The following is a 25,418-nucleotide window of genomic DNA, read 5'->3' on the forward strand; positions in this document are numbered from 1 at the left end:
CAGCTGTTACAAATCGTAAAGCGTATTTATTTTTTAATATAAAATCAGTTGTAATGAAATTTTTTATTGATACAGCCAATCTCGACCAGATCAGGGAGGCCAATGAACTGGGAATCCTGGACGGAGTAACGACCAATCCCTCCCTGATGGCAAAAGAGGGAATCAAAGGGCATGATGCCATCATGAAGCACTATAAGGATATCTGCGAAATGGTGGATGGCGATATTAGTGCAGAAGTGGTAAGCACCGAATTTAATGACATTGTTGAAGAAGGAAAGAAACTGGCTGCAATTCACCCGAATATTGTTGTAAAAGTACCCATGATCAAAGATGGCGTAAAAGCGATCAAATGGTTCACCGATAATGGTATTAAAACCAATTGTACGCTGGTATTTAATGCGGGGCAGGCGATTTTATGTGCCAAGGCTGGTGCAAAATATGTATCTCCGTTCGTGGGCCGCATCGACGACAGTGGCTGGGATGGTGTGCAGCTGGTAGAGCAGATCGTGCACATTTATAATATCCAGGGCTTTAAAACACAGGTACTGGCCGCTTCTATGCGTAGTGCCAATCATATTATCCGTTGTGCAGAAGTGGGCGCCCATGTGGTTACCAGTCCGCTGGATGCTATTCTGGGATTACTAAAGCATCCGCTTACAGACAGTGGGTTGGCTAAATTTTTAGATGATGCCAAGAAGCTTCAATAAATTCGCGGAAAATAATATGCGCAATTGAATACAGCTTCCTTTATTGCCCACCGGATTGCCTTTAATAAGCAGCGTTCTTTTTCACGGTTTATTATCAGATTGTCCATTGTCGCTACGGCGATCAGTGTGGCGGTAATGATTATTACACTGGCATTCGCCAACGGCTTTCAGCAAAAGGTAAGCGAAAAAGTATTTAGTTTTTGGGGCCATATCCGTATCCAGGAGATGGCCCCTTATCAATATGTGGTATCTGAAGAAATACCCATTAATGCCAACCCGGCGCTGGTTGCCCGGATAAAGAAAAATCCGCAGGTACGCACGGTACAACCCTTTGCCACCCGTTATGCCATCATCAAAACCAAGGACGACCTGGAAGGCGTACTGGTAAAAGGGGTTGACAGTACCTATGATTTCGGTAACCTGCAATCCTTTATGCAACGCGGGCGCCCTCCCCGCTTTGTAGATACTACCTATACCCGGGAGATCATGATATCCGAGTATACGGCGAAGCAAATGAAGCTGGATACCGGCAGCCGGGTGCTGATTTATTTTATCCGTCCGGATAATTCCCTGCGGCCGGACCGTTTGACCATCACCGGTATTTATAAAACCGGGATTGAAGAATATGATAAAACATTTGCCATTGGGGATATCAAGCTGATCCGCAGGCTGAATGACTGGGAGCCGGACCAGATCGGCGGGTATGAGATCTTTTTAAAGGATTATAAGAAGATCGGCGCGGTAACCGATGAGTTAACCGCCCTGCCCCAGATGCCTGAAGAGTGGGATGCCCAGGATATCAAGAATTTTGCACCCAATATTTTCGATTGGCTGAATATGCAGGATGTAACCCGCAACCTGCTCATCGCAATCATGATCGTTGTGGCGGTGATCAACCTGGTTACCTGCCTCATCATCCTGGTGCTGGAACGGATGCGCATGATCGGCGTGCTAAAGGCGGTTGGTGCTACGGACTGGACGGTTCAAAAGATCTTCCTGCAGCACAGCCTGCTGATTACCATCACCGGCATCCTTGCCGGAGCAGCAGGGGCCCTGGGCTTATTGTATTTGCAGGTAAAGACCGGCTTTATCAAATTGGATGAAAGCGCTTATTATCTTAGTGAGGCGGCCGTTAAGATCTCCTTTTGGGAAGTGCTGGCCATCTGCTTTGGAACATTCCTCGTATGCCTGTTGGTACTGATGATTCCCACCTATATCGTAAAAAAAGTACAGGTGGTAAAAGCCATTCATTTCAGATAGGATCAGGTTGAGGTTAAAAGCTCAAGGTTTGGGGTTTAAAGTTGACGTTAGATGCAACGATCATCGAGCAGTAACGGTAGCTTCATTTTCAAATCTTCAAATTCCCACATTCTCACATTCTATTCTGCATTATGGCCTGACGTCTGATCACTACCTCAGATGCGATAACAAAATACCCGTAGCAACCGCCGCATTCAACGACTCCGCGGCGCCGATCCGCTCGATGGTGATCTTATGTGTAAGGTGGGCCGCTGTTTCGGGGCGGATGCCTTTTGATTCATTCCCGATGATCAGAATTCCCCTGCCGGGCGCTTGCTCTTTACTCAGGGGTTGCCCGTTTAACACCGCTCCATAAACTGCAACATTGTTTTGGCCGGCCAGCCAACCGGGAAGGTCTGCATATATAACCGGCATGCGAAACAGGCTGCCCATGGTAGACTGCACTACCTTACTATTGTATACATCGGCACAATCCGGACTGCAAACAATACCCGGTACCCCAAACCAGTCGGCTGTACGGATAATCGTTCCGAGGTTTCCGGGGTCCTGTATTCCATCAAGTGCCAGTACCAGGCCGGACGCATTCTGCCAACCGAGATTTTCGTGGTCCTTTTTTTCAATAAGCGCCACCGCTTCGTTCGGTGTTTTAAGCTGGGAGATCTTCTCCAGTTCGAAGTCCGCAACCGGTATCATTGCTACTTCCGGGTGCACCGGCTGGTGCTGTTGTACCCATTCCGCCAGCCCCCATACCTTTTTAACAGTTGTGCCGGGTGCATTCAGCGCCTCATCTACTATTTTTGGTCCCTCTGCCAGGTAACAGTTTTCTGTGTCCCTGAATTTTTTTTGGAACAAACTTTGAATATATTTGATTTCAGATTTACTAAGCATCTTATTGAACATTTAAACCATATAACCCTGGTAAAATCATTCAAAAATACATTTCTTCCTTTTGCCTGCGGTTTTACGTTGCTGTTTTTATCTTCCTGCAACGTTTTTACCGTGGTAAAAAAATATCCGGAGGAAGTGCCTTTTGTTTTTGAAACGCGGGTAAAGGTAGAGAACGCGTCAAGCAAAGAAGAAAAGGAGCGGCTGGAGGCTGGGCTTACGGAGCAGCTGGATGATAGCATTCAGTCGCGGAAAGTAGATAAGGTCCTGTGGGCGGTGATCAAAAATCCACCCCGGCTTGACACCGGCCAGATCAGTAAGTCGATTCAGAACATGCATTATTACCTCAATGCGCAGGGCTATTTCCAGGATTCAATCGGCTACGCTGTTGATGTTAAAAAAGTAGAGCAGCAGCAGCGGGCCTCTATCCAGTTTTCTGTATGGCCCAGGCAGGTTACGAAGATCGATTCACTGGCCTATGTACTTCAAAACGATAGTCTGCAAAAGGTAACGGAAGACAACCTGAAGAATGCTTTTATAAAAAAAGGCGATCCGTTTGCCCAGGGACCCATATCGGCAGAAATGGACCGCCTGGTGGAGCTGTATCGCAATAACGGATATCTCCGGTTCTCGCGCGGACTGCTGTTTGGATTATGGGATACCCTGGATGTAGCGCTGCTGCAGCCTTCCCTCGATCCCCTGGACCAGGCATTGCAGCTGGAGCGGCTTAAGCACAAGCGGCTGAATCCTACGGCTAACCTTGAGATCCGTACGCGACCGATAGAAGACAGTGTTGCCATCCGGAAATATTTTGTGGGAAATTTTGTAGTATATCCCAATAGCAATGATACTTCCGGGGCAAACCGGAAAGAAACCGTGTTGAATAACGTAACCGTTATCCAGAATGGCAACGCATTCAAACCAAAAATATTCCCCCCTAATATCTATCTAAAAAAAGGCGAACCATACGATCAGCGCCGCTATATACGAACGCTGAACCGGTTTAATAATATCGGCTCCTGGCGTATGGTAGATATTGCCCAGCTGCCGCGCGATAACCAGGACACAGTAGACTTTGCCATCAAATTACTGCCCGCAAAAAAATACAATTTTACCACCAATGTGGAAGGAAGTTTTAGCCAGAGCGTTCTTTCGGGAAATTTTGTGGGGCTGGGCTTCAGCCTGGGGTTGCAGAACCGAAATTTTGCCCGTGCCGCTAACCTCATGAGCACAAATGTGAATTACCTGGTAGAACTGGGACAGCTGACTGCCGGGAATATTATACAAACACAACAGTTCAGCGCAACGAACACGATTTCGTATCCCCGGTTCATTTTTCCGGGAATGCAGGGCTTTAAGGAAAACTTCCGGGGCAATTTCCGGTCACTGTTTACTATGAGCGCCGCCAGTACAGAACGGCGTTACCTGTTTAATCTGACCTCATTCAGCAGTGCCTGGGGCTATGAATTTGGTTGGAGGGGTAAGGACTACAGCAGCAATAACCGCACCTTTAACCTGTCAGTGAAGATCCCGAATATCGAGTACTCGTACCTGATCCGGCGCGATAGCCTGGATAAAATGATCGCCAAGAATCCATCGATCAAGAATTTATTTTCCGATGGCCTGGTTACCTCATCTATTGTAAAGTTTATTATGCCCTGGGGCAGTATCAACGGACATAACACCAATGTGATCCGTGCAAATTTTGAGGAATCGGGCCTTTTAACGGGGCTGATCCGGAATCCGCTTTTTGATAAGCACCTGTACCGTTTTGTAAAACTGGATGTGGAATACGCAAAGCTGTACAAATGGACAAAGACATCACTGGTATTGCGTGGGTTTGCAGGGGCGGGGTATGAGCTGGAATCTACGGTAAACCCCGATAAGCGGGCGCAGATGCCCTTTTTTAAACAATATTACAGTGGCGGGCCCAACAGTATGCGTGCCTGGCAATTAAGACGCTTAGGGCCGGGTTCTTCCATTAAAAGCTTTGAGGGAGACTATAGTTTTCCAGACCGTTTTGGAGATATGCAGCTGGAGGGAAACATCGAATACCGCATGCCCCTGTTTAAGATGGGCGGCATTCCTATAAACGGGGCTGTATTTACGGACGTAGGAAATGTATGGCTGCTGAAAAAAGATGCGGGCTTACCGGATGAGATTTTTAAACTGGGTCGCCTGGGCACCGATCTTGCCATTGGCTCCGGCGCCGGTGTTCGGGTAGATCTTGGATTTTTTGTGATCCGGCTCGATTATGCGTACAAGGTTAAAGATCCCAGTCCTTCCCCGGAGAATGCGTCTTATCAGAACAAATTTTTTGCATATCCGTTCATAAAGGGAAGCCAGTTACAGATCGGTATCGGGTATCCGTTTATTTTTTAGCCTTCAGCTTTTAGCGTTCAGTTATCAGTTTCCACGGTCTCCCCAGTCTACATGTCCCCCAAAAACTTCTGCTATCAGCGTTCAGCCATCAGTATTGCACATCAGGTATGAACAAAATCAAACCTGAAACTATTGCGCTCTCATCCCTTCCGTAAATGCATCTATAGTAAGCGCATCTTCCACCGAGAAATCGCCGATGCGGGTACGGCGTAAACTGCTGAGATAGGCCCCGCATCCCAATGCCTGTCCGAAATCCTGCGCCAGGCTCCGGATATAAGTGCCGGTTGAGCAAACTACCTTAAAGGAAATTGTTGGCAGGTGGGTAGCGTCAATTTCAAAGCAGGAAATGGTTACCGGCCGGGGATCCAGTTGAACATCGATGCCTTTTCTTGCCAGCTCATAAACCCGTTTGCCGTCTTTTTTGATAGCAGAATGCGCCGGGGGCACCTGCAGGATATCCCCGATGAATTGATGCGTAGCCGCTTCCATATCAAAAATGGTAAGCTGATCATAAGGTTTAAAATCCGTTGGTTCACTCTCCAGGTCATAAGTGGGCGTTACAGCCCCGATGGTAAACGTGCCGGTATATTCCTTTTCTTTTGCCATATAGGCATTGATCTGCTTGGTAAATTTACCAGTACAAATGATGAGCAGGCCGGTGGCCAGGGGATCCAGTGTACCTGCATGTCCCACTTTTTTTATACGAACCAGGTTCCGCACTTTCCGTACGGCATCGAAAGAGGTCCACTCCAGTGGCTTGTCGATGAGCAGTACGGCCCCTTCAGCAAAGTCAATGTTTTTTAAGTCTTCTTTTTTCATCTGTTGCGAAAATAAGTATCCGGTGCAAAAAAATCGTATTTCCGGATTCAAACCGCCCGGAGGTTCGGAGGAGCACCGGCCGGTCAAAGATCGGAATAAGGAGTGGCCTTTAAAAAACTAACATCAATATGGGATACATTTTCCTTGTACTCCTCCAGCGTATTCAACTGTTTCCAGGCCGTATCCTTTCCAAAGTTTTTCCAGTTCTGGCTGCGGGCTTCCATATTGGCATGGGTGGTAAGATACATCAGGTTGGGCATACGTTTGCCGGCCAATACCTCGCCATAAAAAACGGCATTAAATCCCAGGCGTTTGAAGATGCCGATCTCGCCGCCCTCATTAAACATTTTTACTTTGCTGCGAAACCGTTTTTCGGAACTGCTTTCATAGCTACGCAATTCATAAACCCGCTGTTCTTTTGGCCCTTCCAGCTGTGGAACCTGCAATACCGGTGCCATCGAAAAAGATTTCAAAAAAATGGTTTCAATGCGGTTATAGATGCCCGCTTTATTGGCGCTGTTATAGTAGTCTGCCGCCGCCTGCAGGTAACTGCGGTCGTTCTGTAGCCGCTCATCCAGCTGTGTCCATTGCTGCAGCTCGCGGAAGGGAACCAGTACATAGATCTTTTTTTCTGCAGCAGTATCATTTTCCAGTGCCTTAAACACACCGATCCGTTGCAATTGCAGCCGGTGCAATGCCGGCAAAAGCGCTTGCTGTAAATAGGTATCCAGCTGTTGTTCCTGCTGTACACTGGTATAATAAAATACCTGCAACCGGTAATATTCTCTTGGCGATTTAGAAGCCTGTGCCACCGGCCGGCCGGCAATTAACAGGGGAAGCAGTAAAAAAGCAAACACACGTTTCATGGAGTAAAAATTAAAGAACGCAAAGGTAACGGATGCAGGCGGTTTTCGCTTCTTTTCATCTGCGGCCGATTGCGTACTTTTGAAAAATGAACGTGCTTTCTGGTTTTGATGATACAATTGCAGCTATTGCAACAGCCCCGGGAATCGGGGCCATCGGTGTTATACGGCTTAGTGGTAAAGCAGCTTTTCCGGTGGCCGATGCGATCTTTAAAGGGAAAAAGCTGGAAGTACAACAATCGCATACCGTGCATTTCGGGCATATCGTTGCCCCGGAAGACGGAACCCTGATCGATGAAGTGGTGGTGAGTTTGTTTCGCGGGCCCAGGAGCTATACGGGCGAAGATGTGGTAGAGATCAGTGGGCACGGCTCTCCTTATATCCTGCAAAAGATACTGGAGGCGGCCATCACCGCCGGAGCCCGGCTGGCAAAAGCCGGGGAATATACACAGCGGGCGTTTCTGAACGGAAAGCTGGATCTAACGCAGGCCGAAGCGGTGGCGGACCTGATCGCTGCAGATAGCCAGGCACAGCAACAGGCTGCGCTGCAGCAACTGCGTGGTGGTTTTTCCGGCGACCTGGAGAAGCTGCGCGAGCAACTGATCAATTTTGCGGCGCTCATTGAACTGGAACTGGATTTCAGCGATGAGGATGTAGAATTTGCCGACCGGGAACAATTCCGGGATCTCATCTCAAACCTCAAATCGCAGATCTCAAACCTGCTCCATTCTTTTCGCCTGGGCAATGTGATCAAAAATGGCGTCAGCGTGGCCATTATCGGTAAACCCAATGCGGGTAAAAGCACCCTGCTCAACGCTTTGTTGAATGAAGAACGCGCCATTGTAAGCGATATTGCAGGAACCACCCGCGATACCATTGAAGAAACACTAAATATTAAAGGAGTATTGTTCCGGCTGATTGATACGGCCGGTATCCGGGAACATACAACAGACCAGATCGAGAGTATCGGTATTGAACGCAGCCGGAAGAACGCCGAAAAAGCAAGCCTTATTCTGCACCTGGTAGATGTAACCGATCCGGATACTTCCGTGATCGAATGGCTGAAGCCTTTTGCAGATAAAACGATTGAGGTGCTGAATAAGACGGATCAGGTATCAAATATCAAAACGCAAATATCAAATATCAAATATCAAATATCAAATTTCAAATCGCAAATATCCATCAGTGCAAAAAAAAATACAGGCATAGAGGAACTGAAAAGCCAGATGTATGAGCGTGCGGTAGGAGAAGCCATCCATACCGAAAACACCATTGTAACCAATGCCCGGCATTTTGATGCCCTTTCGAAAATGATGGAGAGCCTGACGGCTATTGAAGCGGGGATGCGTGCGGGCTTAACCGGCGACCTGCTTGCCATAGACATTCGCCGTACCCTGCACTACCTTGGGGAGATCACGGGCCAGGTAGAAGTGGACCGGGATATATTGGGGACGATATTTGGGAAGTTTTGTATTGGGAAATAATAAACGGCTTGTTTTATTAAGATACGCGGCTCCGGCCGTGTCCTGCAACGGGATGTAAATGCAGCTGCAATGAGTTCCTCTGCTGACGTTAATAGGGAGTAGTATGGGGTTGGTTCATTATAATCCATCCCCTATTTTAACAACCGATAACTGCCTGTTTGCATTGCAGCAATAGCTGAACGCAATGCTCCGCCATGTTTGGGCTAAAGGTGTATTTAATGGTTAAGTATTTGATTCAACAATCCCCGGCAGGCGGGCTGCCATTACATCGAAATGCCGGCACCGGCCCCACAAGGTTTTATTGCCGATTACATAAAAACGCTTTCGTGCTCTTGTAAGGGCAACATTGAGCATATTTGGCTTTTGCGAGGCCCAGTCTCTTGCACCCTGAGAGGCCGGGTTACCGCCAAGAACCAAAAATACAATATCTGCTTCCTTACCCTGGAACCGGTGAATAGTACCACAATGAACGCCAGCCATTTGTTTGCATGCAGATGCACAGGCATTGGCAACCGATTTAAACGGAGAAATCACAAATAACTCGTTTGTATAACCGCTTTCTTTCAATGCGCTGATCTTTTCTTTTAAAAGATCCAGTTCTTCCGTTAGTACATGTTTATTGACCGGTGTATGAACTGCAGTAACATGAAACCAGGCGGAAGGCCCTATATAACTGTCTGCTGCAAGATCTGCTGTTGCTTTTACCATTTGACCGGAATAAGCGATATTATTGGCGATGTCAAACATAGGATTATCACAACGACGGTGAGTTCTCAGGGGAAAACCGGTCCATATATGCTCATCCGACTCGCCGGTTAACATATAGGTTCCTTTTTCCGAAACGCGGTCTGCCAGGATCTGAGCTGAGCTATTTGTTGGTGACCATACAGGGGCAACATCTGCTTGCTGCCTTAGTTTAAATATTAGCTTGGGAGGAATCGTAACCACGGGTTCTATTTGCAGCGGGTCTCCGACAATGATGCACCTTTTTGAGCGCCAGATCATACCGGCTGCCGATTGCGGAGTGGCCTGCCCGGCTTCATCCAGCAGCAACCACCCGATGCTTTCTTTTCCCATGCAAGCAAACAGACGGCTTACCGACGCCAGAGTGGTAGAAATAACAGGCACACATAGAAATAAAGTACCCCATAATGTTTGCGCAATGGAAGTTTGCACTATCGCCCGGCCTTCAATCATTTCAAAGAACAGGCTCAGGTTATTTCTTATTTGCTTCGCATTGGCCAGGATACAGTGCTGATGCAGTTCCAGGCTTTTTAAGAAGATACGGCTCCGCAGGCGGTTGATTGTTTCAGATGCATAAGGCGTTCTAAGCTGTATATTTTCGAGTGGTTCATTGTAAAAAGCTTCATCAACAATATTGCAACACTCGATCTTATATTGTGTTTGCAGCTCTTTTATCCGTTTAAAATACTGTCCGATGGTCTTGGTTATTTTTGCGAGCGTATCTTTTGAATTTGCTGCAGCAGCCCGGTTGCTGTTGAGTTCCGAACAAAGACGGTTTAGCTGTTTGGTCAACAGCGTTTTCTTATCGATGTGTTCCCGCAGTTGGTCCATACTGTGGCTATAATCGAGGCTCCATTTCTTATAAGCAGAAGTATTGAAGAGCTTGTGAAAAAATAAAAATGAGGGCCGTTGTTGTTTGATATGGGCCAGCATGTTTTTTGTAAGATCGATGAGATCATCCGTTTCGCTTAGCTGCTGTTTATATCTGTGCTCTTCGTTGCATAAGCTTGTAAATGCTGCTTCAAGTTTATAAAGATCATCAGCACATTTGTCCTTTTGCAGTTTGTTATCCCGGATAACAGGGAACTGTTTATGAAGATAACCGGCCTCTTTTTTGAAGGTATTAAATTCGTCGGTTAACCGTTTCAATTCCTTTTTTACATCGTTAAATTGCTGCCTGTGCATATCGGTTTGATCGTTGTCCGGATTTCGATACAAATCCCAAAGCATATCCTGAAAACCGGTAATGCCTTTCTCTGCATCACTTAACCAGAATTTCCATTTAAAATTACTTCTGTTTTGTGCATTGCCCAGTGCGGCACTTAACAGGCCCCAACTTTCTCCTTCAATCAGCCGTTGCGCAGATGCTGTAAAATAGGCTGCATCTTTAAATTCATTATAATCAATCTTACCGGTTGACGGCAGCGTTTTTGTAATGTTTTCAACGGCAGCATTGTTATTACTGGCTACTACAACTCCACTGTTATATGCAATGTTTGATTTTAAACCAAAATATCCGCTAAAGCCTTCTTCTTTTTCTATTTTGCTGAACCGGCTAAAAAGTGCATCCGGGCCAATCCGCATCAGTTCCAGTGCTCTTGTTACCACTACATCGGCAATGATATCCAATAGTAACGTTGTTTTACCGGTGCCTGGTGGGCCATTGATACCCATAATGCCGGACTTGTCTTTTAATCCCGAAATAGCCGAATTAACCGCTCCTGCTTGTGCGGTGTACAGGCCGTGCCCAATGGAAGCAGGCCATCTTCCCATTGGCATCAGTTCCGGGTCAACGGTTTTGCATAAAAGCGCCCGGTTGGCAACCAGGTCTTCACGGTGCTCCTGGCTGGCGGTTACACTCAGGTAGCGCCGCAAGGCTGTTCCATAATGTTCTCCTTTTGCAATCAGCAGATTCAGGTCGCTTAAATAGAAGCTGTTCAGAAAATTAATATCAGGTTCAGCATCTTTAGGAACTTCCTGGGCAATGCAGTAAACCTCAATCGGCGTTTTGTTCCATCCTTTTGTAATGCGATCCAGGTAGTCGATTTCATGTTGCAGGAATTTCCAGGTAACGGCGGATCCTCTTCGTTCTGGTTGTTCATCAGCAGGTAGCGGTATGTTATAGCGAAGTTCGAACGCTGATTGTGCTTCCGTTAGTTTTTCGGGAAGAGTTGCGATCGATACAGCTTCCTTAATACAATGAATACCAAAAACAAAGGCAGCAGGGATATAGCTTTTGTGATCCGGCTGTCCGCTTTGATCTAAAAGCAATGCCGAAAGGCAGGTGTCGCCTGAAACCGGCTCCTCCCAATCCATCGGAATATCCTTTACATGCAATAGCGTCTCAATGGTCTCTGTTACCTCCTTTTTAGGGATTTTGCCAAAAAGCAGTGTATAGCGCCAGGTGTTTGCCTTGGGGTTACGGAGCGGTGCTTGATGTTGCCACGGAAAAAGAAAGTCGGGCTGAAGGGAAAACAGTCTGTATTAAAATCGGGCAGGTTGAATACTTCAACATCCCGCCAAAAATTCAAAATATCCTGTTGATTCAATGATTATGATTTTTGCCGGTTGAGGAAAAACGCTGATCGAATATAGTAAATATTTCTTTAGTGAAGCTCGATGCCGAAAATGGTGATATCCAATAAACTAGAAATGAACTGACACGCGGTCATATGCATTAGGACACAAACTTTAATTTATAGTTTTTATCTATTAAACCATAAAATTAATCAATTATATTTATGATTTAAATGTCATAAGTTTGTTTAGATGTTTGCAGGCCCCGGTGCTGCAAAGATAAAATCCGTCAACAGCAAAAAACTTATAAAATGGAAAAGGAATCGAACGACATCAGTAAATGCCCGTTTCATAACGGTACCCTAAAACAAAATGTAGGCGGCGGGGGAACAAAAAACCGCGATTGGTGGCCGAATCAGCTAAGACTGAATATCCTGCGTCAGCATGCTGACCGGTCGAACCCCATGGATAAAGATTTCAATTATGCGGAAGCATTTAAAAGCCTCGACCTGGAGGCGGTTAAAAAAGACCTGCATGCACTGATGACGGATTCGCAGGACTGGTGGCCGGCCGATTTCGGGCACTACGGAGGATTGTTTATCCGTATGGCCTGGCATAGCGCGGGCACCTATCGCGTAGGCGATGGGCGCGGCGGAGCGGGAACGGGGCAGCAGCGTTTTGCGCCGCTGAACAGCTGGCCCGATAATGTAAGCCTGGACAAAGCCCGCAGGCTGCTCTGGCCCATCAAACAAAAATATGGTAACAAAATTTCATGGGCCGATTTGCTGGTGCTTACCGGTAATGTGGCGCTGGAATCGATGGGCTTTAAAACATTTGGTTTTGCCGGCGGACGTGAAGATGTTTGGGAGCCGGATGAAGATGTGTATTGGGGCTCAGAAACCACCTGGCTGGGTGGCGATATCCGCTATGCACACGATGGATCAGAAGGGGTTGAAAAAAGCGGCGGCGTGGTGGTAACGGATAATGATGCCGACGGGCAGATCCACTCCCGCAACCTGGAAAATCCGCTGGCAGCCGTACAGATGGGATTGATTTATGTAAACCCGGAAGGACCTGATGGGAATCCGGATCCGATTGCTGCAGCAAAAGATATTCGTGATACCTTCGGACGTATGGCCATGGATGACGAAGAAACCGTGGCCCTGATTGCCGGCGGACATACGTTTGGTAAAACCCATGGTGCGGCTCCGGCCACCCATGTAGGAAAAGAACCGGAAGGTGCCGGTATCGAAGCACAGGGACTGGGTTGGAACAATAGCTTTGGAAAAGGAGTGGGGGCTGATGCCATCACCAGCGGACTGGAAGTAACCTGGTCGCAAACGCCCACACAGTGGAGCAATAACTTTTTTGAAAACCTCTTTGGCCATGAGTGGGAGTTGACAAAAAGCCCGGCGGGTGCACATCAATGGGTAGCAAAGGATGGGGAAGCGGTGATCCCGGATGCATTTGATGCCGCTAAAAAGCATAAGCCCACCATGCTGACGACAGATCTCTCGCTGCGTTTTGATCCCATCTACGGAAAAATATCAAGAAAATTTCTTGAAAATCCGGATGCTTTTGCAGACGCCTTTGCCCGTGCCTGGTTTAAGCTTACGCATCGCGATATGGGCCCGCGCTCCCGATACCTTGGACCTGATGTTCCCGAAGAGGTACTGCTTTGGCAGGATCCGATCCCGGAAGTAGATCATGAACTGATCAATGACAGTGATATAGAAGCGTTGAAATCAACAGTACTGGCCTCCGGGTTAAGCATTGCGGAACTGGTATCTACCGCCTGGGCTTCGGCGGCCACATTCCGCGGTGGCGATAAACGCGGCGGGGCCAATGGTGCCCGCATCCGCCTGGCTCCTCAGCGGTACTGGCAGGTAAACAACCCGGTACAACTTCAAAAAGTGCTGGGCGTACTGGAAGGTATTCAGAACGATTTTAACGCCGCACAAACAGGAGGTAAAAAAGTATCCCTGGCGGATCTGATCGTGCTGGCGGGAGCTGCAGCCATTGAGAAGGCAGCAAAAGATGCCGGGCACACAATTAATGTGCCGGTAGCACCGGGCCGTATGGATGCTTCACAGGAACAAACAGATGTAGACTCGGTAGCCTTTTTAGAACCCGCAGCAGATGGTTTCCGTAATTACCGGAAAACGAAAACCGGAGTATCTACAGAAGCCTTGTTGGTAGACCGCGCACAACTGTTAACGCTTACCGCACCGGAGCTTACGGTACTAGTTGGTGGTATGCGGGTATTGGGTGCCAATTTCGATGGATCAGCCCATGGTGTTTTTACACAGCGCCCCGGACAGTTGACCAATGATTTTTTTGTAAACCTGCTGGATATGCGCACTGCCTGGAAGGCTATCGGAGCAGACCAGGAATTGTACGAAGGAAGTGACCGTACTACAGGTGCTGTGAAGTGGACCGGAACCCGCGCCGATCTTGTATTTGGCTCCAATGCAGAATTGCGAGCGCTTGCGGAAGTTTATGCAAGCGCCGGTGGCGAGGGAAAATTTGTTAAGGATTTTGTGGCAGCCTGGAATAAGGTGATGAACCTGGACCGGTTCGACCTGGTTTAGGGCATGCCCGCATTAATAATGGCATTTAGAAAAAGCAGTCTGGAAACAGGCTGCTTTTTCTTTTGACCCGGTATCTGAAGCCGGCTTCGCTGATATGGACCCTATTGCCAGGGGGCAATTACTGCAGGAGTTACGCTATTTGTTGGATTGTATTAGCGAATCTTTAATTATTTTTATTAAATGAATGTTCAATCAATTTAATTGATACCTTACCGCATCAATAATAATTGCTTTGTATGTATTGAATTTTTAAGATCTGGTTAAATAAAAAAATGTGAAGTGAGATATCTGTTAATTGTAGGACTGCATTTCCTGTTTATAGCGGCAACATTTGCCCAATCTGCAGATAACAGGGCGCTGCATCTCGATGGCAAGGATAACAATGTGCGAACGGGAATGCCCATTATCAAATGTCCCTGGACCCTTGAGGCCTGGATTAAGGGCAATGATACATCCTGGAAGGAAACGGAGGTTGTTTTTGGAGGGGGAGAATACAGCAAACTGAGTACCACGGACGAATTGCCGCTGGTGATAAAAAACGGCCGGCTGCATAATGCCCGGGCCTGGCTCTGGTCACCCCGGGTGCTGGATGACCGGTGGCATCACGTGGCGCTGAGTTGTGACGGAGCCGTTACCCGCCTGTATCTTGACGGGATGCTGGCGGATAGTAAGCCGGTTGCCTTTGCCATACTGCCGGGTGCATTGGGCGTGCAGGAATCGGCTGAAACGGTATTTGGCGGATTGATGGATGAAGTGCGCATCTGGCGTATGGCGCTGTCTGCACCCACTTTACGTGCCTGGATGAACCGTCCGCTGGCACCGGCGCATCCAGGCTTTAAAACACTCACGGGGTATTATACATTTGATGACGCGATGGACGAGATGGTGGTGAACTGGGTGGGGAAGGGTGACCAGGCTTATCACCTGCGCAATGGCCGTATCCGTTATAAAAGCAATGCGCCGTTGGCATACACCGTGGCAACGGACATTCCAGGATTTATCAGACCGCAGCGGCAACAACTTTTTAATGCCGTGGTGGTGGGGAGCGAATGGGATGCAGATGCCGGAACAAAAGGGGATCCGGTCCTCAAGTTACGCATTGCAGTAACCGGTACTACATCCCCGCTGGTGCTGAATGAGCTAACACTTGATCTTTCAAAGGTAACGGCACTTTCAGATATTGAACGTGTGCATGTATATTATGCCGGTAAAACTCCTTCCTCCGGGATCCGGGAAGAATTATTCGGAAACGGAAGGTATCCCCAGCGGAAAATGCGGTTTGCCGGCCAGTCATTCAAACTGACACCGGGCATCAATTATTTTTTAATTACAGCTGATATTGCGGAAAAGGCAGGGATCGGGAATCTTTTGGAAATGGGTATCCCTGCTTTCCGGTTAAATCAGCAGCTGCATATACCCGAAATGGCTTTGCAGCCGGTGGTAAAAAGGATCACAGCCAGCAGCAACACCGATCCGGGTATTGTAAAAGTACTGCAATGGAATATCTGGCATGGTGGTGTGCATCTAGGCAACAATGGCGTAAACAAAGTAACCGGTCTGATCAGGGCAACGCATGCGGATGTCATTACCATGCAGGAAGCTTACGGATCGCAGCAGCGGATTGCAGATTCCCTGGGTTACCATCTGAACACGCCATCTCCAAGGGATAACCTGGCCTTGTTCAGCCGTTATCCTTTAACGGGGATTGCTACAAATTACAAAGCCTTTAACTCAAACCCGGTGATCATCAACTTGCCGGGGGACCGGCGGTTACTGGTAAATGCGTGCTGGCTCCGGTATGCATACCGTCCTGAGTATACTTCTGTTTACCAGGAACCGGGTCAGGATACGGAGGCATGGATCAGGGAGGATTCGCTGCTGGGACTTGCAGACGCCCGCGCTGTTATAGAAAAAGATACAAGACCTTATCTGGATGATACGCTGCCCGCAATTATTGGCGGCGATTTCAATTCCTGCAGTCATCTTGACTGGACGAAAGCCGCAGCACCGCTGCATTTTGGTTATGGACCGGTTGCTTTTCCCATTTCCCGATACATGCTTGCACAGGGATATAAAGATAGTTTCCGCGAAATGAACCCTGATGAAGTGGCCAGACCGGAAGGTACCTGGGCCGTAATTTACGGACATCTGCAACATTGCCGGATCGACTTTTTGTATTATAAAGGGCGGAATATAAAAGCGGTTGCCTCAAAGATTATTAAAACAGCGCCGGAGATTGATGATGTATGGCCCTCGGATCATGCAGCGGTACTGACCACTTTCAGACTGGCTGCCTTTTGATGCATCATGTAAACGATAAAAAGAATTCCCCCTTTTCAGGAAAATCATCGGCTTTAAACGATGTGGTTGCTTCAGGTACTTGGAAGTATTTAGTATTGAATTTCATGTGGTTATGTAGCGGGCATAAGAGGATTTTCGCGAAATCGTTTTCGGCAACGATTGCGTAGATATTGTAGGCTGAATAAGGATTTCAATTGGCGAAAAGCGCTACATTAGCGACAATCAGTAATTGAAGTTGCTTGTTTTTAAGGTTAACATATTTGCTTATTCTGTTCGCTGCTTTGCATGTTGGGCCATGTTACGCTCAAAAGGCAATGAAGCAGCCGAATATCCTGTTTGTAATCGCTGATGACCAGTCTTACCCGCATGCATCTGCTTATGGCAGTAACATGGTTCGTACGCCTGCGTTTGACCGTGTGGCACGGAAAGGAGCATTGTTTACAAACGCATATGTAACCTCGCCGGGCTGTAGTCCCTCAAGGGCCAGTATTCTTACCGGGTTATATCCCTGGCAGCTTGAAGAAGCCGGTTCACATGCCAGCTCTTTTTCATCCAAATACCAGTGTTTCCCGGATATACTAAAAAACGCGGGCTATCATATCGGTTATACAGGTAAGGGATGGGGACCGGGCAACTGGGAGGTTTCGGGTCGTAAACACAATCCGGCAGGTCCGGAATATAATACCCAGGTATTAGAACCTCCATATAGCGGGCTGTCAAGGATCGATTATACAGCAAATTTTAAACAGTTTCTGAAAGAGCGGAAACCGGGACAGCCCTTTTATTTCTGGATGGGCACCCATGAGCCACACCGCCCCTTTGAGAATGCTGCCTGGGTAAAACAGGGCTATACAATGGACCAGGCGCAGGTTCCGGGTTTTCTTCCCAACAGGGATAGCATTAAAAGTGACCTGCTGGATTATGCTACAGAAATTTCCTGGTTTGATGCACATCTGGCAAAATGCATCAATGAACTGGAACGGATCGGTGAACTGGAAAATACCATCATCATCGTTACGGCAGATAACGGAATGTCTTTTCCATATGCTAAAGCCAATTGTACAGATGCAGGTATTCATGTACCCCTTGCTATTTGCTGGGGTAACAAAGTAAGATCCAACCAGGTGATTAAAACACTGGTGAGCTCGATCGATTTTGCGCCTACAATCCTTGCCGCCACCGGATTAAAGGCGCAGGCATCATTGAGCGGACAAAGCCTGTTACCCCTTATAACCGGCAAACCCGGAGCATATACTGCAGCGGCAACATATGCGGGGCGCGAACGGCATTCCTTTTCCCGGTATGATAATATGGGGTATCCTATGCGCAGTGTTCGATGGAAAGACCTGCTGCTGATCCATAATTTTCATCCGGAACGATGGCCTGCAGGAGATCCGGAAGAGCTTGTCAAAGGCGGTGGTTTAAAGACGGCTTATTACGACATCGATGATGCGCCGTCGAAGCAGTACCTGGTCGATCATAAGGACGACCCGGAAATCGCCGCATATCTGAAATGGTCCGTTGGTAAGCGGCCGGAATACGAATTATATGATCTGAGTAAAGACGTAAGTTGTTTACACAATGTGGCCGAAAATAAAACGTACGCGAATGTGCTGGCAACCATGAAACAATTGCTGAAGAATAAGCTGGTGGCCACAAAGGATACAAGGATCGGCAATGACCCGGAAATATGGGAAACCTATCCCCGGCTTGAGGGGAAGATGCGCAATTTTCCCCGGGAAAAATAGCAATTGCGGATACGGCACTTTCCAGCCGGCTGAATTTCTAAACAGTTAAAAAGCGAATAGATGAAAAGACGAATCCTGTTGATCCTTTCGGGGTGCTTTATGTCATTACTTTGCCCGGCAATGCTCCCGGGGCAGCAAGATGCCGGTAAAGGAAAGGGCAAACCCAATATCCTGCTGATATGTGCCGATGACCTGGGATGGTCGGATATTGGCTGCTATGGCAGCGAAGTAAAAACGCCCAACCTGGATCTGCTGGCAGCCCAGGGGGTACGGTTCCGCCAGTTTCACAATACGTCCAAATGCCATCCATCGCGGGCTACTTTATTAACGGGATTGTATGCCCAGCAGAATGGTTATGCAAAGAAGTTTGATGGTCCCATTGTAAACGGTATCACCCTGGGCGAGTATTTAAAATCTGCCGGATACATAACCCTTTGGTCCGGCAAGCATCATGGAGCCGAAAATCCTAAAACGCGTGGATTTGATCATTACTACGGGCTTAGGGACGGGGCCTCCAATTATTTTAATCCCGGCCTGCAACGCCCCGGAGAGGGAAAGCCCGCACATAAAAAAGTACGTTACTGGTGTATTGAAGATAAGGAGTATCATCCCTACACCCCTGAAGAAAAAGATTTTTACACAACCGATTATTTTACCAACTACGCCCTGAAATGGCTGGACGATTATAAAAATGACGAGGCACCTTTTTTTCTTTACCTGGCCTATAATGCGCCGCATGATCCGTTGATGGCCTGGCCGGAGGATATTGCAAAGTATAAGGGAAAATATGATAAAGGCTATGAGGCCATCCGCAACGCCCGGTTTAAAAAACAACAACAAACGGGGTTGATCGATAGTCGGTATCGCTTATCCGATGCTACTTACAGGCCCTGGAAATCGTTGAGTGCTGCGGAGCGGGAAACGGAAGCCCGCAAGATGGAGGTCTATGCGGCAATGATCGATCGCATGGATCAGAACATTGGCAGGGTATTGCGCAAGCTGAAGGAACAGGGGAAATATGAGAATACCCTGATCATTTTTCTTTCGGACAATGGCGCTTCTGCAGAAGTGGTAACCCTGGACGACAGCTATGGCCCCATTGGAACCGTTACTAACTGGACCTCGCTGGGAGCAGACTGGGCTAATATAGGAAATACACCCTTCCGTTATTTTAAAAACTACAGCTATGAAGGCGGAACGGCCGCGCCCATGATCGTATCCTGGAAAAACGGATTGAAGACTCCTGCTCGCATCAGTGATTTTACCGGCCACCTCATCGATGTAATGGCCACATTTGTAGACCTGGCCGCAGTACCTTATCCTAAATCGTATAATGGTAAGCCCGTTCTTCCTTATGAAGGCACGTCTTTTTTACCGGTGATCCAGGGTAAAACAATGGAGCGAAAGCAGCCCTTGTTTTGGGAGTGGCAAACCGGGCAGGCGGCAAGGGATGGAAAATGGAAACTGGTAAAAGAGGGATTGGATCAGCCCTGGTCCTTATTCGATATGCAGGCCGATCCATCAGAAACAAAAGACCTGGCGGCTGCACAACCCGAAGTGGTTAGCCGGATGGACCAGTTGTTTAAAGCCTGGAAAGCCCGCATTTCCATAGTAAAAGCAAAAAAATGACCGGCTACAAAAACAGGATAGGATACTTGCTGGCCGGAGTGATATGGATCTTCTGGACGGGAACGGCGTTTGCTCAAAAGCAGAACAAACAGCCCAATATCCTCTGTTTGGTAACGGAAGATATCGGACCCTATATCGGTTGTTATGGAGATCCCTATGCCAACACACCCAACCTGGACAGGCTGGCGAATGAAGGCATCCGTTATACCCGTATGTATGCATCCATCGGGGTATGTGCTCCGGCCCGTGCATCACTCATCACGGGGCTTTTCCCAACATTCTTTGGTGCCAACTATATGCGTACCTCCAACACAAAGCCGTTAACGGAAGGCCTGGTGCCTCCTTATGAAGCGGTGCCGCAGGCGGGGGTTAAATGTTATACAGAATACCTGAGAGCAGCGGGGTACTATTGCACCAATAATGCCAAGATGGATTACCAGTTTAAAGTGCCCATAACCGCCTGGGACGAAAACGGCAAGACGGCGCATTGGAAAAACCGGCCGGATGGAATGCCCTTCTTTGCCATCTTTAACATGGAAATTACGCACGAATCGCAGGTATGGAAAAGGGCGAATGAACCGCTGGTGATTGATCCATCGAAGATCGTACCTCCTCCGTATCATCCCAATGATTCGGTAACGCGCAGGGATTGGGCGGTAGTGTACAGCAATATCCATGCAATGGATCAGCTGGTAAAACAATACATTGATGAAGTAAAGGATGCCGGCCTTTTAGACAATACGATCATCATCTGGTACTCTGATAACGGGGGACCGCTTCCCCGGCAAAAAAGGGAACTGTATGAGAGCGGGGCTCTGGTGCCGTTTATGATCCGTTTCCCCGATGGCCGTTATGCCCGTACAGTGAATGACCGCATGGCCATGTTTGTAGATATACCGGCCACCATTCTTTCACTTACCGGCATAAAGCCGCCTGCATATATGCAGGGGATTCCGTTTCTGGGAATGTACAACGGGCCTGAAAGGGACTGCGTATATGGTGCCCGCGACCGGCTGGATGAGATCGTGGAGCGGCAAACATGTGTGCGGGACAAACATTATCGTTTTGTGCACAACTATTTGCCGGAAAAGCCGGGATACATGGAGATCCTTTCACGCCTGGAGATGCCGATGATGCAGCATATGAAAACGCTGTACCAGCAACATAAACTGGAGCCCGCCGTACGCCGGTGGTTCGACTACCCCCGTGCCGTTGAAGAGTTTTACGATGTGGACAAAGATCCGCATGAAATGCATAACCTGATCGCAGATCCCGGCAACCGGTCGCATATTGACCGGTTGCGGAAAAAACTCGGTCAGCTGGATAAAGAACTCAATCCCTACCTGGGGCTTAGTGAAGCTGAATTAAGGGATCGATTATGGCCGGGAGGAGAGCAGCCTATAACAAAACAGCCCGAATTTTCCGTACTTGCCGATGGCACCGTTAAAATAAACGGTGTTACTGCCGGCAGCTCCATTGCCTACCAGGTAAATGGCAGGGGCTTACATGAAAACCATTGGCTGCTCTACTCTAAGCCGCTTTCTTTAAAGAAAGGTGATGTGCTTACGGCAATTGCCACGCGGATCGGTTACCGGCCAAGTACAACCATAAAATTTGTAAAGAAGTAGAATGATGATGTTATCGAAGATGAAGTTGATATGGATCGGTGTTTTTTGTGCCTGTTTTTTTAGCGGCATGGCCCAGGACAACTGGGCGCTGATGAAGGAAATTGAAAAGGGGATCAAAGCGCCCCGGTTTCAAAAGAAAGACTATAATATTCTTGCGTTTGGCGCCCGTGCCGGAGGGGTTGCAGATGCCCGGCCGGCCATCAACAAAGCCATTGCCCGCTGTAACCAGCAGGGAGGCGGGCGCGTACTGATTCCTGCAGGAAAGTTTTTTATAAAAGGCCCTATTGTACTTAAAAGCAATGTGAACCTGCATGTGAGCGAAGGAGCTGAACTGGTCTTCAGCAGTGTGGCGGAAGATTATCTTCCTGCTGTATTTACGCGCTGGGAAGGAACAGAACTGTATAACTATTCACCGCTGATCTATGCACGCAATGCGGTGAATATTGCCATTACCGGGAAAGGGCTGCTCAACGGAATGGGCACGGCTGGCTTTGCCACCTGGAAGCCGCTTCAGAAAAAGGATCAGCAGCAATTGCGGGCAATGGGAAGAACAGGCGTGCCTGTTGCAAAAAGAGTTTTTGGTAAAGACCACCATTTACGACCTGCTTTTGTGGAGCTGGTAGATTGCCGGAATATACTTATTGAAGACATTAAGCTGATCAACGCCACCTTTTGGGTGATCCACCCTATTTATTGTAACAATGTAACGGTAAGAGGGGTAACCGTAGAAAGCAGGAATCTGAACAGTGATGGCTGTGATCCGGAATCTTCTACAAATGTACTGATCGAGAATTGTCGTTTTATTACCGGCGATGATGGCATTGCCATTAAATCAGGAAGAGACAATGATGGATGGCGGGTAAACAAGCCTACAGAAAATGTCATTATCCGCAACTGTAGTTTTGAAACAGAGACCAACGCCGTATGCATTGGCAGCGAAATTTCGGGCGGGGTGCGCAATGTATTTGTAGAAAATATAAAAGTAAAAGAAGCATCCAATGCCGTATACTTTAAATCGAACCTGGACAGGGGCGGCTTTATTGAGCAGATCCGTGTGCGCAATGTGGTGGCCGATTCGGTGCGTTCTTCGGTGATTAAATTTGAGCCGGATTATAAATCCGAAAGCAAACAACATTATCCTACCCGTTTTCATGATTTTATCATCGAGAACGTTTCCGCCGCTGCTGCCGGCGATTATGCCATTGACATTACCGGTTTTGAGGCCATGCCCGTCTCCAATGTAACATTGAAGAATATAAACATCGCCAGGGCCGTGCAGCCTTACCGGGTAAAACATGCGGAGAAGGTTTCTTTTAACGGGGTAATGATCAATGGTGCACCTGTTATTTATGGTCAGCCCAATAAAACAGTTACCCTGAACGGGACCTGGGAGGTAGCCATCAGTGATAATGAACCCGAACGGTATCATTCAAAGGTTCCGGTACCGGGCATCATTACCATGGCCAAACCGGCACTGGCCACGGATCTGGACGGGCAGGAGCAAAAAACGATCCCATATCAGTACGTATGGTACCGGTACCAGTTTGATCTGAATGAGCCGGCATACCCGGATGCCTTGTTAAAGATCAGGGCCAAGTACAATGCCCGGGTTTGGCTGAATGGCGTAGAGATCGGGTATGATCATTATTCAACCTACTCGCATGCAGCATTTGATATTACAAAAGCCCTGAATCTTAAAGGAAAGAATGTGCTGGTAGTTCGGGTGGGGAGCTGGAATACGGCATCGGCTCCATCCAAAGAAAACTCGGCAGAGTGGTGGCGCAATACCCGCGCGCCCGGTATATGGGATGATGTAACGATCGAACTGGGACAGGAAGTGGCCATTCAGCAGATTAAAGTGCTGCCGGACCTGAAAAAAAATATTGCCTCCTGCGAGGTGGAAATGGGTAATCGTTTGGCCACTGGTTCCCAGGTTACAGTGATCGCCGCCATACAGGACGGGGCGCAGGTATTGCAACAGGTAAAGCAGACCGTTCAGCTTTCCGGTAGGGGAAACACCGTTTGCCGGTTTGAACTGCCGGCGCAGGGGCTGGAGCATTGGAGCGCAGGAAAAGAAGGCAATCCGAAACTGTACCGGATGAAAGTAACATTAGTAGGCCGTGATGGTAAGGTATTTTCAGAAAAAGAAACCGCATTTGGATACCGGAGCATTGAAGTGAAAGGAAAAGATGTATTAGTGAATGGAAAAAAAGTTTTTTTCCGTGCGGAGAATGTGGCCTTTGTGCGGGCATTAACGCGTTGGTCGGGATCGGTGTTTGATGAACAATGGATCCGGCGTTTTTTGCGGGCAGCCATTCATGATTATAATTTCAACTACCTGCGTATACACCTGGGCCATGCTTACAGTAAATGGTACGAGATAGCCGACCAGGAAGGTATTATGTTACAGGATGAGTGGCGGTACATGCACGATGATGAGCCTGTTGGTAAAGATAAAGAGGAAGCGGAAGCCGAGCTTACCCGCTGGGTGCATCAGAATGTGAATCATCCCTCCATTGTAACCTGGGACCAGGAAAATGAAGGACATGTGCATTTGAATGAATTAAAGGCAGCGCTCAGAAAATACGATCCTACCCGGCTTTGGGGGGAAGATGACTTTGACGCAAAACATATTTATGAGTATTCTGAAAATATCATTGCTGATCCTGCAATTCCCATTCCGGCAGATAAACCCGGAACCGTACTGGAATCCTGCCGGTTGTGGACCAATGAATCCGGACTGCTGGAACCTAAAGAGAATTTTAAAACAAGTCGCACCAGTAGCGGTTGGGGGATCTATTATTATAATAAGGAGCTGATGGGGCAGTTACTGGCGGATCTGCATGCCGACCTGGGCACTTATTATCGTGCGGCCCGCATCCAGGCCTGGGCGCCCTTTGCACTATTGAGCGGCTGGGTAAACGGACAGAACTTTTACCAGGGAAATATTGCCGATTCGCTGACGCCCCAGCCCAACCTGCTGGTGTTAAAACAGGTGAACGAACCGGTGGGCGTTTCCATAAATATGTTGCAGGCCCGGGAGTGGTACAAGGATCAGACCCTGTACAAACCCGGTGCACGTATAACCAAACCGGTGGTGGCCTGGAATGATTTTTCAACAGATGAAAAAGTGCAGGTTGCCATCCGGATCAGCCGGGAGGATGGCGCATTGATCGGTAAGACCAGTGCGTCACTGTTGCTCCCCGCTTACAAGTCTAACACTGCAGCATTATCTTTTGAATTGCCCAAACAACCGGGTATGTATCTGCTGGAGCCGGTGTTGATACGGCCTGATGGAAAAGAAATAACGGGTCCTGTAAGAAGGATCATGGTAGCAAAGAAAATGACTGCAACGTTAAACGGGTACATGGGATTTGGAGGAAACAGGACAGCACTTCCGGGAGGCCAGTCAATTATTGAACATTTCCTGGGGTTTGAGCCTTCCCCAAAAGTAGCAGCGGCCATCATAAAACAAACAGGCGCCGGGCTGCTGGATAAACTGCAGTTTAACGATAAGGAAAAAACCTACCAGCTGCAGACGACCAACTATTTGGGTCGTACGCGCTCCCTTATCACCAGGGCCATTATCGATGAGCAGGGGAAACTGTCTTCCATACAAAAGTCGGAAGCACTAAACTATGTGGATCTTCCGGATGATCTGAAAAAGATCATTATAACAGCTGTGGGCGCCGTTCCTGTTGATGAATCAAGAATTCTTAAAACCGTCAGCGGATCAAAAAATATTTACGAAATAACATTTATTGGCAGCGATGCCCGCTACCGGTTAACCGTAGATGCAAGTGGCCGCCTGGAACATAAAGAGATCATAAAGAAAGAATCGAAAAAATAACAATTCAAGA

At 47.9% G+C, this 25,418-nt stretch carries 14 protein-coding genes; 10 read left to right on the forward strand and 4 right to left on the reverse strand.

The features are described from left to right. The first annotated feature begins 53 nt into the window (after nt 1-53). Together fsa and Q1V85_RS15460 are read left to right on the forward strand one after the other, a co-directional pair. Nucleotides 54-707, forward strand: a complete 654-nt coding sequence (fsa, locus tag Q1V85_RS15455; RefSeq protein ID WP_300601366.1) for a fructose-6-phosphate aldolase — start codon at nt 54-56, stop codon at nt 705-707. 24 nt (nt 708-731) lie between these two features. Further along, the gene (locus tag Q1V85_RS15460; RefSeq protein WP_300601368.1) at nt 732-1,967 is read left to right on the forward strand and encodes an FtsX-like permease family protein; all 1,236 of its coding nucleotides are present in this window, start codon (nt 732-734) and stop codon (nt 1,965-1,967) included. A gap of 150 nt (nt 1,968-2,117) precedes the next feature. Here Q1V85_RS15460 and Q1V85_RS15465 read toward each other — a convergent pair whose 3' ends face one another. Beyond that, entirely contained in the window at nt 2,118-2,855 is a 738-nt protein-coding gene (locus Q1V85_RS15465; RefSeq protein WP_300601370.1) for an RNA methyltransferase, read from the reverse strand. 111 nt (nt 2,856-2,966) lie between these two features. Here Q1V85_RS15465 and Q1V85_RS15470 point away from each other — a divergent pair, with 111 nt between their 5' ends. Then, entirely contained in the window at nt 2,967-5,234 is a 2,268-nt protein-coding gene (locus tag Q1V85_RS15470; protein WP_300601372.1) for a BamA/TamA family outer membrane protein, read from the forward strand. Nucleotides 5,235-5,363: 129 nt separating this feature from the next. Here the strand turns inward: Q1V85_RS15470 and truB are convergent, their stop codons facing one another. Further along, nucleotides 5,364-6,053 (reverse strand): tRNA pseudouridine(55) synthase TruB, encoded by a 690-nt coding sequence (gene truB, locus Q1V85_RS15475; RefSeq protein ID WP_300601373.1) that lies wholly within the window; start codon nt 6,051-6,053, stop codon nt 5,364-5,366. Nucleotides 6,054-6,136: 83 nt separating this feature from the next. Continuing rightward, nucleotides 6,137-6,919: an NIPSNAP family protein gene (locus Q1V85_RS15480; protein ID WP_300601374.1), complete on the reverse strand. Its 783-nt coding sequence runs from the start codon at nt 6,917-6,919 to the stop codon at nt 6,137-6,139. Nucleotides 6,920-7,005: 86 nt separating this feature from the next. Between Q1V85_RS15480 and mnmE the strand changes: the two genes are divergently transcribed. Continuing rightward, nucleotides 7,006-8,400: a tRNA uridine-5-carboxymethylaminomethyl(34) synthesis GTPase MnmE gene (mnmE, locus tag Q1V85_RS15485; protein ID WP_300601375.1), complete on the forward strand. Its 1,395-nt coding sequence runs from the start codon at nt 7,006-7,008 to the stop codon at nt 8,398-8,400. Between the two features lie 222 nt (nt 8,401-8,622). Here mnmE and Q1V85_RS15490 read toward each other — a convergent pair whose 3' ends face one another. Next, a complete protein-coding gene (locus Q1V85_RS15490) occupies nt 8,623-11,460 on the reverse strand; it encodes an AAA domain-containing protein (RefSeq protein ID WP_300601376.1) in 2,838 nt (945 codons plus the stop codon). A gap of 512 nt (nt 11,461-11,972) precedes the next feature. Between Q1V85_RS15490 and katG the strand changes: the two genes are divergently transcribed. From katG to Q1V85_RS15520, 6 genes are all read left to right on the forward strand, one after another. Next, nucleotides 11,973-14,252 (forward strand): catalase/peroxidase HPI, encoded by a 2,280-nt coding sequence (gene katG, locus Q1V85_RS15495; RefSeq protein WP_300601377.1) that lies wholly within the window; start codon nt 11,973-11,975, stop codon nt 14,250-14,252. Nucleotides 14,253-14,531: 279 nt separating this feature from the next. Continuing rightward, nucleotides 14,532-16,553, forward strand: a complete 2,022-nt coding sequence (locus Q1V85_RS15500) for an endonuclease/exonuclease/phosphatase family protein (protein WP_300601378.1) — start codon at nt 14,532-14,534, stop codon at nt 16,551-16,553. A 314-nt stretch (nt 16,554-16,867) separates the two neighbouring features. After that, entirely contained in the window at nt 16,868-18,301 is a 1,434-nt protein-coding gene (locus Q1V85_RS15505; RefSeq protein ID WP_300601379.1) for a sulfatase, read from the forward strand. Between the two features lie 60 nt (nt 18,302-18,361). Next, nucleotides 18,362-19,930, forward strand: a complete 1,569-nt coding sequence (locus Q1V85_RS15510; protein WP_300601380.1) for an arylsulfatase — start codon at nt 18,362-18,364, stop codon at nt 19,928-19,930. Next, nucleotides 19,927-21,558 carry a sulfatase gene (locus Q1V85_RS15515; RefSeq protein ID WP_300601381.1) on the forward strand — a complete coding sequence of 544 codons (1,632 nt, stop codon included), beginning with the start codon at nt 19,927-19,929 and terminating at the stop codon, nt 21,556-21,558. The genes Q1V85_RS15510 and Q1V85_RS15515 overlap by 4 nt, the downstream gene beginning before the upstream one ends. A 1-nt stretch (nt 21,559) precedes the next feature. Continuing rightward, the gene (locus tag Q1V85_RS15520) at nt 21,560-25,408 is read left to right on the forward strand and encodes a glycosyl hydrolase family 28 protein (protein WP_300601382.1); all 3,849 of its coding nucleotides are present in this window, start codon (nt 21,560-21,562) and stop codon (nt 25,406-25,408) included. Nucleotides 25,409-25,418: the final 10 nt, after the last annotated feature.

Source organism: Niabella sp. (assembly GCF_030150205.1).
Classification (GTDB): Bacteria; Bacteroidota; Bacteroidia; order Chitinophagales; family Chitinophagaceae; genus Niabella.

What these genes read in the sequence shown, in the direction of transcription:
- Q1V85_RS15490 (WP_300601376.1), bottom strand. Translation starts at nt 11,460, where the DNA reads ATGGATTGGGAGGAGCCGGTTTCAGGCGACACCTGCCTTTCGGCATTG.
- truB (WP_300601373.1), bottom strand. Translation starts at nt 6,053, where the DNA reads ATGAAAAAAGAAGACTTAAAAAACATTGACTTTGCTGAAGGGGCCGTA.
- Q1V85_RS15505 (WP_300601379.1), top strand. Translation starts at nt 16,868, where the DNA reads ATGAAGCAGCCGAATATCCTGTTTGTAATCGCTGATGACCAGTCTTAC.
- Q1V85_RS15480 (WP_300601374.1), bottom strand. Translation starts at nt 6,919, where the DNA reads ATGAAACGTGTGTTTGCTTTTTTACTGCTTCCCCTGTTAATTGCCGGC.
- Q1V85_RS15520 (WP_300601382.1), top strand. Translation starts at nt 21,560, where the DNA reads ATGATGATGTTATCGAAGATGAAGTTGATATGGATCGGTGTTTTTTGT.
- katG (WP_300601377.1), top strand. Translation starts at nt 11,973, where the DNA reads ATGGAAAAGGAATCGAACGACATCAGTAAATGCCCGTTTCATAACGGT.
- Q1V85_RS15465 (WP_300601370.1), bottom strand. Translation starts at nt 2,855, where the DNA reads ATGCTTAGTAAATCTGAAATCAAATATATTCAAAGTTTGTTCCAAAAA.
- Q1V85_RS15515 (WP_300601381.1), top strand. Translation starts at nt 19,927, where the DNA reads ATGACCGGCTACAAAAACAGGATAGGATACTTGCTGGCCGGAGTGATA.
- Q1V85_RS15510 (WP_300601380.1), top strand. Translation starts at nt 18,362, where the DNA reads ATGAAAAGACGAATCCTGTTGATCCTTTCGGGGTGCTTTATGTCATTA.
- fsa (WP_300601366.1), top strand. Translation starts at nt 54, where the DNA reads ATGAAATTTTTTATTGATACAGCCAATCTCGACCAGATCAGGGAGGCC.
- mnmE (WP_300601375.1), top strand. Translation starts at nt 7,006, where the DNA reads ATGAACGTGCTTTCTGGTTTTGATGATACAATTGCAGCTATTGCAACA.